The 13,725-nt window shown below is 50.1% G+C and carries 10 protein-coding genes and 1 tRNA gene; 8 read left to right on the top strand and 3 right to left on the bottom strand.

All coding sequences use genetic code 11. From position 1 onward, the window contains the following. Positions 1–155: 155 nt before the first annotated feature. A tRNA-Pro gene (locus EDD77_RS11520) sits at positions 156–232 on the top strand. Positions 233–647: 415 nt separating this feature from the next. Here EDD77_RS11520 and EDD77_RS11515 read toward each other — a convergent pair. Genes EDD77_RS11515 through EDD77_RS11505 form a run of 3 tightly spaced genes read right to left on the bottom strand, consistent with a single transcriptional unit; the run spans position 648 to position 4,876 of the window. Continuing rightward, positions 648–2,390, bottom strand: a complete 1,743-nt coding sequence (locus tag EDD77_RS11515) for an ABC transporter ATP-binding protein (RefSeq protein ID WP_058964368.1) — start codon at positions 2,388–2,390, stop codon at positions 648–650. Positions 2,391–2,406: 16 nt separating this feature from the next. Further along, positions 2,407–4,200 carry an ABC transporter ATP-binding protein gene (locus tag EDD77_RS11510; protein ID WP_058964367.1) on the bottom strand — a complete coding sequence of 598 codons (1,794 nt, stop codon included), beginning with the start codon at positions 4,198–4,200 and terminating at the stop codon, positions 2,407–2,409. A 58-nt stretch (positions 4,201–4,258) separates the two neighbouring features. Then, positions 4,259–4,876, bottom strand: coding sequence for a TetR/AcrR family transcriptional regulator (locus EDD77_RS11505; RefSeq protein ID WP_058964366.1), 618 nt, complete (start codon positions 4,874–4,876; stop codon positions 4,259–4,261). A 537-nt stretch (positions 4,877–5,413) separates the two neighbouring features. Here EDD77_RS11505 and EDD77_RS11500 point away from each other — a divergent pair. The 7 genes from EDD77_RS11500 to EDD77_RS11470 all read left to right on the top strand — a co-directional run bounded on the left by EDD77_RS11500 (position 5,414) and on the right by EDD77_RS11470 (position 13,711). After that, positions 5,414–5,881, top strand: a complete 468-nt coding sequence (locus tag EDD77_RS11500; protein ID WP_058964365.1) for a hypothetical protein — start codon at positions 5,414–5,416, stop codon at positions 5,879–5,881. 72 nt (positions 5,882–5,953) lie between these two features. Next, positions 5,954–6,898 (top strand): hypothetical protein, encoded by a 945-nt coding sequence (locus tag EDD77_RS11495; RefSeq protein ID WP_058964364.1) that lies wholly within the window; start codon positions 5,954–5,956, stop codon positions 6,896–6,898. Positions 6,899–6,982: 84 nt separating this feature from the next. Beyond that, a complete protein-coding gene (locus EDD77_RS11490; protein ID WP_058964363.1) occupies positions 6,983–10,150 on the top strand; it encodes an NEAT domain-containing protein in 3,168 nt (1,055 codons plus the stop codon). After that, entirely contained in the window at positions 10,147–11,016 is an 870-nt protein-coding gene (locus EDD77_RS11485) for a heme-binding Shp domain-containing protein (protein WP_058964362.1), read from the top strand. The genes EDD77_RS11490 and EDD77_RS11485 overlap by 4 nt, the downstream gene beginning before the upstream one ends. Next, entirely contained in the window at positions 11,006–11,932 is a 927-nt protein-coding gene (gene isdE, locus EDD77_RS11480; RefSeq protein WP_058964361.1) for a heme ABC transporter substrate-binding protein IsdE, read from the top strand. Before EDD77_RS11485 ends, isdE begins: the two co-directional genes overlap by 11 nt. After that, entirely contained in the window at positions 11,929–12,939 is a 1,011-nt protein-coding gene (locus EDD77_RS11475) for a FecCD family ABC transporter permease (RefSeq protein ID WP_082669601.1), read from the top strand. Before isdE ends, EDD77_RS11475 begins: the two co-directional genes overlap by 4 nt. Further along, positions 12,929–13,711 (top strand): ABC transporter ATP-binding protein, encoded by a 783-nt coding sequence (locus EDD77_RS11470; protein ID WP_058964360.1) that lies wholly within the window; start codon positions 12,929–12,931, stop codon positions 13,709–13,711. Before EDD77_RS11475 ends, EDD77_RS11470 begins: the two co-directional genes overlap by 11 nt. The last annotated feature ends 14 nt before the right edge of the window (positions 13,712–13,725 follow it).

The raw sequence follows: 13,725 nt of genomic DNA, 5'->3' as shown, positions 1-13,725 counted from the left end.
CAAAGCGGCGCTCGGATTCAGGCCCACAACAGGGGAGAAAAGAGAAAAATCGAACGCGTTAAATTTTTTGAAAATTCTTTGAAAAAAGAGTTGACATCTGTCGAGGGATGCGCTATAATAAAAAGCGTCGCCGGTGAGAACACCGGGCCAGATGTCCGGGTGTAGCGCAGTTTGGTAGCGCGCTTGAATGGGGTTCAAGAGGCCGTGAGTTCGACTCTCGCCACTCGGACCAAAGCCATCAGCCGAAAGGCTGGTGGCTTTTTTGTTGCTGTAATGCGGGTTTGCGGGCGGTTCCGAGGTGGGAACTGCCCGCAACCCTTTTCTTTTTCCTGGCTATTTTTCCCCTGTTTTGGGGGCCATAATGAATCAATAATGAATGGATTCATTGCGTTGTGCGGCCTGTGCCGGTCTTATTAACAAAAGTCCATAAAATAGGCCGCATCGCCTGCTTTTTGCAAATGGAGATTGAATATCTTGGCACTCCTGAGCAAGGGGAAAGTCACAGTTGTTCTCCTCTGTATATATTGTAGAGATGGTCGGTATCGAATTGTCACAGGATGATATCCTCAACTAAAACCACAGTAAAACGGCCAGAGGATGATGTGTTGCCAAAGAAAAGGCTGACTGAACTTGAATAGACGAAATAATTAGCTCAGTTGCCAATGGGCACTCTCGTTTTGAAGTTCCACCATACGACGGTAGAGTCCTCCGTGCTTTAGCAGTTCTGCAGGTGTGCCTTGCTCAGCTACATGGCCGTTTTCCAGAACTACAATGTGATCGGCCCCTGCCACAGTTCGCATTCGGTGGGCAATAACCAAAACTGTTTTTCCTGCCAAAAGGCGGGAGAGTGCACTCTGCACCTTTGTCTCGTTTTCTACATCCAGGCTGGCGGTAGCCTCATCCAGCAGGACGATGGGGGCATTCTTCAAAAGAGCTCGGGCAATGGAGATGCGCTGCCGCTCTCCGCCAGAGAGTTTTGTACCATTTTCCCCGATGGGAGTATCATACCCCTGGGGCAGGCGACAGATGAATTCTTCACAGTTTGCGGCTGCGGCTGCGGCCCGTACTTCTTCGTCGGAGGCACCTCGCTTGCCCAAACGAATGTTTTCCATCACTGTGTCGTCAAAGAGCACCACGTCCTGGAACACCATAGAGTAATCGGTCAGCAATGCTTCCGGATCCACCGTAGAAATGTCCACGCCGCCTACTTTGATGTTTCCTTCTGTTACATCCCACAGTCGGGCGGCCAGTCGGGCACAGGTACTTTTACCGGATCCGGAGGGACCTACCAAGGCGGTCACTTCGCCCTCCCGGGCGGTAAAGCTCACACCGTTCAGCACTTTTTTCTTGTCATAGGCAAAACCCACATGGTCGAACTCAATATCGTGTCCCTTGGGCTGAAACACCTCTGCACCCTCAGCCGTGGGAGTGTCGTAGATCTCGTTCATGCGGTCGGCGGATACTTGGGACACAAACATTTCAGCGATGAGAGCCAGGCTCTGGTCAAAAGGCGCATACACGCGGGTGATAACCAGCAGGAACAAAAACAGCAGCATGAAGTCGATTTGCCCGGAAAGAATCAGGCTGGCTCCCACCAGGATGGTGGTGGCTACCCCTAGACGCATGATGACGCTGGCCGCATTGACGAAGATGCCGGTTCCCAGCTCACCCTGGATGGTGACCTTCTCATGGCCGTCGATCTTCTGATTGAGCCCGGCCAGATAGCGCTCCTCCTGATTGGTGGCGCGGATCTCCCGAACATTTTCCAGGGCTTCCTGAATTCCGTCGGAGACACGGATCGCGGCTTTTTTCGTCCGCTCGGAGGTCCGGGCGGAAATCCTCCGGGTGCCGAACAACAGACCGAAGGCCACCGGCACACCCCACAGGCAGGCGATGGCCAGCCGCCAGTCATACACCAGCAGGCACACCGCGATAATCGCCGTGGAGAGATAGGCCCCGTACAGATAGCCCAGCACATGGGACCAGACATGCTCCATGCGGTTTACATCGCCCATAATGGTCTCGGTCAGATCTGCGAGATCACGCTTGCCGAAGTAGCCCAAAGGCAGTTTGCGCAGCCGCTCCGCCAGACTGAGACGGGTGGATTTCACCTCGTTATAGACCAGTCCATAGGTGGCGTAGTACTGCTGCAGATGAGTCACAAAGGAAAGAATCAGGAACACAACCACCAGCCCGAGCGGGAGGGCTGCGTTGGGCAGCGGCTGGTCGTCTGTGAAGGTTCCCATCAGGCCGTACATCAGCAGATACAGGATGCTCATGCCGCCCATGACGACAAGGTTGACGATGACCGTCCAGAATGCGCCCTTTTTGACATTTTTTACGCCCTGGTCGGTGAGGGCGTATTTCCTCTGAACCTTTTTGCTGAACATATTCTTCACCCCTCTCTCACTGTTCGCTGGTGATTTTCCACTGGACCGCCTGGTTGTAATCCGCCCACATCCGAGCATAGAGGCCGCCGGCGGCAGTCAGCTCCTGATGGGAGCCCTGCTCCACGATGCGTCCCTCCTCCAGCACCAGAATCTTGTCCGCACCGACCACAGTAGACAGACGGTGGGCAATCATGATAACGGTGCGGCCACGGGTCAACTCGGTAAAGGCCTTTTGGATTAACGCCTCGTTCTCAGGGTCAGCAAAGGCGGTGGCTTCATCGAGAACCACGATGGGTGCATCCTTCAGGATGGCCCGGGCCAGGGCGATGCGCTGCTGCTCGCCGCCGGAAAGATAAGTCCCCTCGGAGCCGATCAGGGTGTCCATGCCCTGGGGCAGTTTCTCCAGAATGTCCTCACACTGGGCGGCCTTCAACGCCGAGAGCACCTGCTCCCGGGTGGCGTTGGGACGGGCAGCCCGGACATTCTCCAAAATGGAGGCTTTGAATAGGCGGCTGTTCTGGAACACAAAGGCGATTTGATCCATGAGCACATGGGGATCGATCTGCCGCACATCCACGCCGCCCACCTTCACTACGCCAGAGGTGGCGTCCCAGAAGCGGGGGATCAGGCTGGCAGCGGTGGTCTTGCCGCCGCCGGAGGGTCCTACCAGGGCTACGGTCTGTCCCGGCTCCGCTGTGAAGGACACATGGGAGAGGGCGGAGGTCTGGGCCCCGTCGTAAGTAAAGCTCACATCTTCAAATTCTACACGGCTGCTTCCGGGGGATTGGGGGTGTTCAGGCACTTTCAGTTCAGGAGCGCACATGACCTGGTCAATGCGCCCCAGCGCAGTACTGGCCAGCATCATACCGGATGCGGCAAACATGATTTTGGCAAGCGCGGTGGAAATGATGGCGGAGAACACTGCGTAAAAGGCGAAGTTTGCAATAAATCCCGCAAAGTCACCGCCGGCCAGAGCTCCGGGAGCCAGGAAAAGAGCCGCAGGCACCAGGAACACAAAAGCGCCCTCGGTAAAGGTCAGATTGATGGACTGGGGCACACGGCACACATCGCCCTGATAGTGCTCCGCTTTGGAACTGTAATCCTCAATGGCCTCCTGAAAGGCTTTGAAGGAATAAACGGTCTGCTGGAAAATCTTGACCACCGGAATGCCCCGGACATACTCGGTGCCTGCCTTGGTCATGCGATCCTGGGCTGCCTGATACTCTGCCATCAGTTTGGCGTTTTTGCCGCCCATCATGGAGAACATGGCAATCATGGAAATCACCGCCGCCAGCAGGCAGGCCGCGCCCATCCGCCAATCAAAGACGAACATCAGCACCAGCATGGACACGAACAGGGTGATGGTGCCTACGATGTCCGCCAGATTGTGGGCCAGCAAGGTCTCCGTATCGGCCGCCGCCGCATCCAGCCGTCCCCGGATGAGGCCGGAGGCATTGGAGTCGAAGAAGCCCAGCGGGGCTTTCATCACATGGGCAACGCCTCGCTTGCGGATGTTGGCTGCTGTGCGGAAGGCCGCCAGATGGGTACACATCAATCCTGCAAAGTACAGGACGATGCCGGCCACCGCAAAGGCAAACGCCAGCCAGCCGTATTGTGCGATGTCCTGCGCCCGGGTCCAGTCCGGCGCTACGGCGATCAGATCCCGAGCCACCAGCCAGATGCAGATGTAGGGTGCCATGCTCAACAGCATGGACACCGCCGACAGGGTCAGCCCCAGGAAGGTCAGCCCCTTGTGACTGCCTGCGTAGTCCAGCAGGACCGCAACATCACTCTTTTTCTTCTGCTTCATGAAAAAACCTCCTTCTGCAAGTTAGCAATAACTAACTAATATTCAAAAAAGATAGGGGTCATCCCCCCATCAATTTCAGCCATCCACCCGTGTAGAAAGTGCGGAACTGTTCTACATCCCGCAGAGCCTGTTCTTTCGGCATATCATGTACGACGATCTCAAAAAGTCCATTGAACATTCCGCTGGCGATGATATGGCAGAGAGACTGACTCAGTTCCGGAAGAGTTTGCCCCAAACGTCGGAGAACATCCATGTAGCGGAGCGTATACTCCACCTCCACTTCTACCATGTTGTGGACAAAGTGTTCATAACTGGTTCCCTCCGATCTGCAGAGCAGCAGTTTAACCGGTTCCCGATGCTGACAGATATAATCCACCATCCACCTTACACAGGCTCCAGACGCATTCCCCATGCAAGTAGCCTGTTCTTCTTCAGGCAACTCGGCAAAAGAGGATTGGGCTTCCATAAACTTTCCCATAAGGGCAACGGCGTGGGGCTCTACAAGGGCGTTGAAAAGAGCTTCTTTGCTGGAGAAATATCCATAGAAAGCACCAGTGGTTACACCGGCGTTTTTCACAATCTGGCGCAGGGAGGCACCTTGAAAGCCTTTTTCTAGAAATTCTTGCATAGCAGCCTCCTGGATGCTCTCAAGAGTGCCAGTTGATTTTTCTTCCATAATATTCTCCTTATAACACCGTTATGTAACACTGCTATAATACATCTCTTTTAATATGCTGTCAAGACGACCGAAAACATTCTGCAAGTGCTATGGAAATATCTCTTTTAGATTCAGGTGAACAGTTGGAGATATTGATGAAGTAACGAAATGAATTTTGCTTTTCCAGAGAGCCGATTTTGATACGATTGTATGGCATGGTACTTGTCACTATCGACATAAGTGTGATGGAATAATTTGGTAGTTGTGTAAATTGGACTGTATTTTAAAGAGAAACAAAATTTTTTAATATTGTGGTATTATATCGCTTTATGATAATAAAAGCGACAGAGTGTTGACGTGGGCAAATAACGGTGTTATTCTTTAGTCAAATAACAGGATGATTGAGAAAACGGCGTGAGCCGCTTCTTTTTCAGGTGATAGTTAGCTTAAACTAACTATTGAAAAAATGTATACGTACAGTGAAACCGCCTGCAAAAGGGGCGGTTTATTTTGAGCACATGGTTAGCTAATACTAACTGAAAAGAGGAAATATATATGTGGATAAAATGTAGAGCAAAAGTCATTGTGCTTATTGGTGTTGCGGTGATTTTGGCAGCTGCAGCAATATACCAAAACACCAGACCCAAAGAGGTTACAAGTTTTGTGCCGGAATTTGAACAGGCGCAGAGCTGGCAAACAACCGAGGAAAGCACTGAAAAAGGGATTGAAATTCCGGGGTACTCTACAATTTCAATTCCGGCCGATACAACGGATGTTCAAATAGAACTGACTAACCCGGAAGAAAACGAAGTGTATTTCCAGATCACATTTTTAATCGGAGAAGAGCAAATCTATCAGTCCAAGCTCATACGTCCGGGGGATCATTTGTATGACATTACGCTGGATAGAGCTTTGGAAGCAGGTGAGTATGAGCTGACGATACAGTACGATACCTTTTCCATGGATGAGACCTATTCCCCTCGAAATGGGGCAACGGTCAACTGTATTCTGAAGGTAACATGAATATGGGTTTTGCGCGAATGCGCTGAATCATAAACGCAAATCCACCATCAAATCAAAAGGAGTGTAGACACAATGAAATTTAACTTCAAACGCCTGGCTAGTTCCGTGCTGGCTATCGGTATGTTGGCCAGCATGAGCAGCATCAGTGCATTTGCAGCCGATGCCGGCCTTGCAAATGGGGATTACAAGGGCACAGTACATTTCCACAATGCCTCAAATCCTGCCAACTATAGCATGTGCGATCCTATTTTTGCGCATGAAGCGGATGTTGTGCTCACGGATGCCAATGCGGAGCTGACTGTTTATGTGGCGTATCCGGTTCCTGCTTTCTCGGATCAGGGCACTGACGGAACGATTAAAGATGTGACGATCACCATTGGAGAAGATACCTATAACGGCGAATCTGACATCACTACAAAAGCGGTGAAAACATTCGATACCACTGGCGCTTTGTTCGGGATCAATGCGGGTGATGAGTTGTCTACCCAGGCGGTGAAATTTACCCTCCCTCGCTCCGCTGTGGACAGCTTTGAAGAAGGGCTCGACTGCAGTGCGTTCGTGAATGTAGTCATGAATACTACTCAGAATTTCGTGGTTAAAATCACTAACCTTCAGGCCGCCTCTTCTGGGTCTGATGCAACTGAAACCAGTACTCAGAGCATGGAAATCACCGCACAGGTTGCGGTACAGCCCACCTACAGCGTCACCGTGCCTGCCAGTGTTGCACTGGGCGAACTGAGCACTGAGCAGGATACTGTGAAGGATATCTCCGTACAGGTTTCCGCAAACAATCTGACCGAGGGCAGTTATATCGAGGTTTCCGCGGAGGCTGAAGGTAAACTGTCCAGTGAGGGTAATACCATTTCTTATACCAACAGCTTCGGTACGCAGCAGGCTTCTGCCGAGAGCACTCTGACCGGTCAGATCACCGTGAAGGCTGCAGATGTTGCGAATGCGGCGGCAGGCAATTATACCGGTACCGCAAACTTTACCATTAATTACTATGCTGCCGCATAATATAACAGTTTAATGACCTGTGGATACCCGCTGCACAGTCGGCGGGTATCCACCACTTTTATTGTGAAGATGGCGAGGATGCTTATGAAATTGCTACATCGTATAACAGCAATCATGTTGGCGGGGCTGATCGCGTGGGGAAACGCTTTGCCGACCTTTGCTGCGGAACAGGACCTGCCTGTTTCCGGTGGCGAAGCCTTGATAATGGAAGAAGATGAGTCTTTGGAATCTCAGCGGTCATCATCCGAAACGGTGAAAACGGCGCAAAGCGATGAAAGGGATTCTTTGCAGCAAACGGTTGTACCGGAGCCGACCGATTCGAACGAACAACAGGGTGCTGAGGACCTGGCCAAGCAAGAAGTATCTGTGCCGTCTGCATCTGAAAAACAAAATCCGCAAGAGCAGGGTGGGACTCCGATACAAACGGAAGAACCTGTCGCAAAAGAATTTAATCCGGATGATAGTGACTCGATTAGTCCCAATGCAGCGGAAGAGCAGTGGGAAATTGTGATGGAAGGTACGGATTTGAATGCCGTGGTTGCGCCGAAGACCTCTGATTATAGCGTGACGATTCCGGCGGCTACTACCTTAGGGGAACTGAGTCCGGTGCACAATACCGCTGTGGATTATACAGTATCCCTAAGTGGAGGGAAAGATTTGCAAGGAGGCAGCATCCGGGTAACAGCAGCTGCAACTGCAGTGCTTGCGACAGAGCAAGGGCAGAAATTGAACAGCTACAACTCCTTGCAGTGGGCTCGTCTGACGGAATACAGTCAGCAATCCACTGGCAGAATCTCCGTGATGGCGGAAGATGTGGCCGCAGCACAGGAGGGAAATTATACTGGTACCTTGAACTTTGTAATCGAGTATCAGGGGAATGAGCAGGAATACAATACAAGTCAGGAAATTGGCATTGTTTCCGGTGATACCGTGACCGGTGCGACAATTTACGGATTGGATCAGCTGGCTCATAAGCAAGAGGAGGCTCAAAATACAGGAAAGCATTATGCGTTTTCTGCATCAGAGCTGGCAAGTGATTCGGAAGAAGCACAGGAACTGGCTGAACGGGCCGGAGTTGATGCAGGCGGAGCAGATTTTCTGGACTTGTCGTTACAATATAAGAAGTACAGCGAGGATGGCACCCAGTTGGAGGACAACTGGAACAGGTTTGAATATGGCGATAATAGCGAGGAAGACATTGTACTGGAAGTAAAACTAGATTATCCGTTGGAAGCAGACGGGGAGTTACAGGTTTGGCGATTGCATAATGATGTGGTAACAGAGTTTGAAGAAATCACAGAAAACGGTCGGCCGGTTACGGATTTCAGGGATGGAACATACTATCTGGATCGAGAAAACGACGCGGTTTACATCTATACCAACAAATTCTCGACCTGGATGTTTAAGAAAACGGAAGGGACAACAGTGACACCCACCCCCATACCTACTGTGGCTCCTACGGCGACACCTAAACCGACGACTGCACCTACCGCCACCCCAGTACCTACTGTTAAGCCTACTTCTACACCAGGAGGTATGCTGTCGGATGGAAATTATACGGCCAAGGTGTCGATGCGCAATGGCACTAATTTCTCCAGTGAAAGCATGTGTGATCCGTTGTTCTATAGCTATGCTGATATAGCGGTAGATGGCGATACTGCAAAATTAAAGCTGTATGTAATCGATCCGATTCCCAATTACGCATCGGAAGGCACTCCGTTGAAGGATGTTGTATTTATTGATAACGCGGGGAAACAGTATTCCGCGACACTGGATACCACCAGCGATCCATATTACCATTTTGATGCGAACAGCGCGTTTATCAGCAGCGCCGGAAATTACCCCACTACGATCATAACGGTTAATGTACCCACACAGGCGGTGAGCGAATCTGAAAATCAGACGTTGAAATGCCAGGCTTATGTAGATGCAGTGATGAATACTACGCAGACCTTCTATGTGGTGTTGTCTGACTTTACATCGGGAAGCACTGACTCTGAGCAAACACCGACTCCCACTACCACTCCAACACCTACTGCCAGTCCGCTTCCCACTGCCAGCCCGGCACCCACCACCACACCGGTGCCAAATGGTACATTGGAGAATGGCAATTATACAGCGAAAGCTTCTATGCGTAATGGCACCAATTTCTCCAGTGAAAGCATGTGTGATCCGCTGTTCTATAATTACGCTGACATAGCGGTGGATGGCGATACTGCAAAATTAAAGCTGTATGTAATCGATCCGATTCCCAATTATGCATCGGAAGGTACTCCGCTGAGGGATGTTGTATTTATTGATAACGCGGGGAAACAGTATTCCGCGACACTGGATACCACCAGCGATCCGTATTACCATTTTGATGCGAACAGCGCGTTTATCAGCAGCGCCGGAAATTATCCTACCACGATCATAACAGTCACTGTGTCCACACAGGCGATAACCAACTCTTCAAATCAAACACTGAAGTGTCAGGCATATGTAAATGCGGTAATGAAGAGCACACAGACCTTCTATGTGGTACTGTCGGACTTCGCTTCGGGAAGCACTACCTCGGCACAGGTATCTGCAACACCTACCCCGACGCCGAGTGCAACCAGTGGAACGATTGAGGCAGGCAACGGAAGTTTCTCGACGCAGGCGATCACCAGTGAACAGTTGGAGGATGGAGAATATCGTCTTCCAGTTACGGCCGTTAAAGAAGCCAGCGACGAAGCCAGCATGATGGCGGATTATATGCTGCCTGATGCGGATATCGTGGTTACAGACGGAAAGGCCACACTGACGATTTATATCCAACATACTGTTGCTGGAATCGAAGGGGGCGGACCCAAATATATAAAATATAATGGGATTCAAGCCACGAAGAAAGAAAATGCACTGACCAAAGATGGCATCGACTATGATAGTTTCGCATTTGCATTTGACAACAATACGCTGGAATCACCTATGCTGATGACAATGTACATCAATGCAATGAGCATAGAGGTAAAAGCGCGTCTTCTGCTGGATTTCGAGTCAATGAAACCGGCCGATGAATATGTTGAAAGCAGCAACAGCAATTCTGGTGCAAATTTGGATGAAAACGAAGCAGGTGGAGCAATTTCTGTAGTGGGCAATGCAGCAAAGGAGATATCCGAAATTCTTTTCCACAGCAGTGCTGCAATACCGGCTGCGATTTGTATGGTGATCGTTCTTTGTGGTGCCGGGTGCGCAGCCGGATATGTATGGTATAAGAGGAGAATGAAATGAAACTGAGCAAACAGGCGAAAAGTATTGTTGGAATTGCCTTGCTGATCTGCCTGCTCGTGACATTTTCGGTACGAGCCTGGGCAGACAGCCTGACCTTTGAAAGTGGTACAGCACATGGCAGCTATCGCCACCCCGAAACAGGAGTCATTGAGGATTCGGGGGGAGAAGCCAGCGAGGCGCTGGGGCAATCCATGGTGGGGAGTGTGGTAACTTCTCAGGCAATGCTGGAAACAGATGAGTCGGGGAATCAGTATATATCCCTTCGATTTGGACTGATGAGCAATATTTCCTCTGTAAGTATTCAGGTTCAATCTCCGGGCGATTCCACCTGGACGGATGGAGAAGCTGTATGTACGGCACAAGGAGAAGATACAGCAGACTACCGTGTCAAAGTTCCGGGCCGGGATGCGATTCTGCGGGCAGAGTGCTATGTGGAGGCAATGGGACGCAGTGTTATTTTCTACATCACCGTTGATGATTGGGAGGAAGGAAATACCGGCGGGTTCGTTCCGATGAGCGAAGAAGACACGCAGCAAGTGAATGAAGGTGGAAGTCAGCTTTTGGAGAAAGTACAGGGGCTGACAACAGGAGGCAGCGCAGCATTGGCAGCCGGAGACGAAGAATCTGAAACTGCGGCAGACAATACGAAAACAACAATTTCTCTGGATGTCAGCGCCTGGTTCACACTATTTGTAGTGGTGTTCGTTGCGGCTTTTCTCGCAGGCGGCTTGCTGCTGGCCGTATATTGGATGCTGGTGCATTACAAAAAAAGGCCGGTAGACCCAGAGGAAAACTTTGCAGAACATTCCGCAGAGGATGACTTTGATTCCGTAATTGAATTGGATGATTGGAACAATGAGGAATAAGCGAAAATTTTTGCCGGTTATGGCAGCATTGATGACGACGCTCCTTTTTTCGTCCTGCGTGGATCAAAGCGGCGGTTCAGCTGCAGATACAGATAGAACGAGCGGTAGAATCGCTGCTACAAGTGTGGCATGCATGGAGATATGTGAGCGGCTTGATTTGGATCTTGTTGGGGTGCCCACAACAAGTTTGACAACTATCCCGGAGAGATATGCACAAGCGGTAGAACTGGGGTCACCAATGAGCCCGGACCTGGAGATTCTTAAGCAGCTTTCCCCCTCCTGGGTTCTTAGCCCGTCCAGTCTGATCAGTGATCTTCAGCCGAAATACGAAGCGGCAGGGTTTCAATATGCCTTCCTGAACCTCAAAAGCGTATTTGGAATGTATAAGTCGATTGAGGAATTGGGGCTGCTGCTGGATCGTGAGGAGCAGGCGGCAGCGATGATTGAAGAGTTTGAGGAATACTATACAGAGTATTCCTCAGAACATCAGGATAAAAGTGCGCCCAGAGTATTGATTTTGATGGGGCTACCAGGGTCCTATGTGGTAGCTACGGAGAATTCTTATGTAGGTAGTCTGGTTCAAATGGCCGGCGGTATCAATGTGTATGCGGGGGAAGATGCCGAGTTTATCAATGTGAATACAGAGGATATGTTAGCCCGGGACCCAGACATTATTCTGCGTACGGCACATGCTCTGCCGGAATCTGTTATGGAAATGTTTGCGGAAGAATTTGCAACAAATGATATCTGGCAGCATTTTCGCGCTGTGGAAAAAGGGCAGGTGTATGATCTGCCGTCCGGATTGTTTGGCATGAGTGCGACATTTGAATATCCGCAAGCGCTTGAACACCTGGATCAGCTTTTTTATCAGTCTGATTTGGATATAAAGCAGTTAGAAGGAGGCGAAACAGGATGAGACATACGGTGAAAGTCAGGTCAGCCGGAATGTTTTGTGTCAGTTTTGGAGTACTGGCAACAGCACTGCTGTTCCTGTTTTTTGCAGCGGTCAATACAGGCAGCATTCACCTGGGAATTGCACAGCTTTGGAATGGTCTGTTTGTGGAATACGACCCTGATGTGGCAGCTGTATATGATCTGAGATTTCCGCGCATCCTCATTTCACTGATGGCAGGAGCTACTCTGGCGGCAGCGGGAACGCTGTTTCAGGCCGTTTTGCGTAACCCTTTGGCAGATCCGGGAATTTTGGGTGTTGCCAGCGGGGCAGAGTTTGCGGCAGTTTTGGCAACAGCCTTGGTTCCACAACTTTATAGTTTTGTGCCGGCATTCAGCTTTCTGGGAGGAATTCTTGCCTTCGTTGTCGTATATCGCCTGGCGTGGACAGGCAGGCTTTCTCCGTTGCGTATTATTTTGCTGGGCGTTGCAGTACAGTCTTTGTTCGGGGGATTGTCTGCTGCATTTGGTGCAACAAGCAGTGGAACCACATCGACGGTAGCTTCTATTGTCAATGGGAATATCACCATGAAAACCTGGCAGGATGTTCGGATACTGGCCTTTTTCAGCCTTCTGGGATTGATTCTGGCTATTGTGTGCAGCCGGTGGTGCAATCTACTGGCATTGGAAGATAAGACGGTTCGAGGTCTGGGAATACAGGTTGACAAAGTTCGGATGTTGGTGAGTCTGATAGCAGTGTTTTTGGTAAGCGGATGCACAGCTATTGTGGGAACGGTGAGCTTTCTGGGACTGATTGCGCCGCATATTGGGCGAATCATTGTGGGAAGCGATCACCGTAAACTGATTCCCTTCACAATGCTTCTGGGAGCATTTTGCTTTTTGCTGGCAGATACACTGGGGCGGAGTATTGCTTATCCGTATGAAATCAGTGCATCCATCATTATGTCGGTGGCGGGTGGTATTGCATTCGTAATTCTGCTGCAAAGGAGTGGTATGATTCATGGAAAATAATGATTGCTTTGAAATAAGACATTTGAATTTTTCTTATGGGAATAAGCAGATTTTCCGGGATCTCAATCTCTCGCTGCCACAGGGGAAAATTACCACAATATTGGGAGGAAATGGCTGTGGAAAATCCACGCTGTTCCAGATTTTGACGAAAAATCTGAAAGCAACCGGTGGAAAAATTTTTCTGAATGGGCAGCAACTTGACCAGATCGGTCTGAAGCAGTTTGCACGTAAAGTTGCCATTGTACACCAAAACAATACCGCACCCGGAGATATCCTTGTGGAGCAGCTGGTGGCTTATGGGAGAATCCCCTTCAGTTATTTAGGCAAAGCCGAATCACGGGAAAATGACGAGAAAATGATTGAACGGGCGATGAAAATTACAGGGATAACCTCACTTCGAAAAAAACCGGTGTATGCATTGTCTGGCGGTCAAAGGCAGCGCGTATGGATCGCCATGGCACTTGCACAGGGAACCAAGGTGCTGTTTCTGGATGAACCAACCACCTTTTTGGATGTGCGTTATCAACTGCAAATTCTACGCTTGGTGCGTCAGTTGAATGAAAAACTTGGAATGACGATTATTATGGTTCTGCATGATATCAATCAGGCCGTCAACTACAGCGATGAAATTGTGGCGTTGTCTCCACAAGGAGATCTGGTAGCGCAAGGAGTTCCGGAAGATGTGATATCTAAACCGGTTTTGAAACGAGTCTATGGTGTAGAACTGGAAACAGTAGAAGCGCAGGAGCGTCGGATTGTTCTGACGATCTGACGAAAAGGTGATTT

It is taken from the genome of Allofournierella massiliensis, assembly GCF_004345265.1.
Taxonomy (GTDB): domain Bacteria; phylum Bacillota; class Clostridia; order Oscillospirales; family Ruminococcaceae; genus Allofournierella; species Allofournierella massiliensis.
This window is presented reverse-complemented; position numbering and strand designations above follow the sequence as displayed.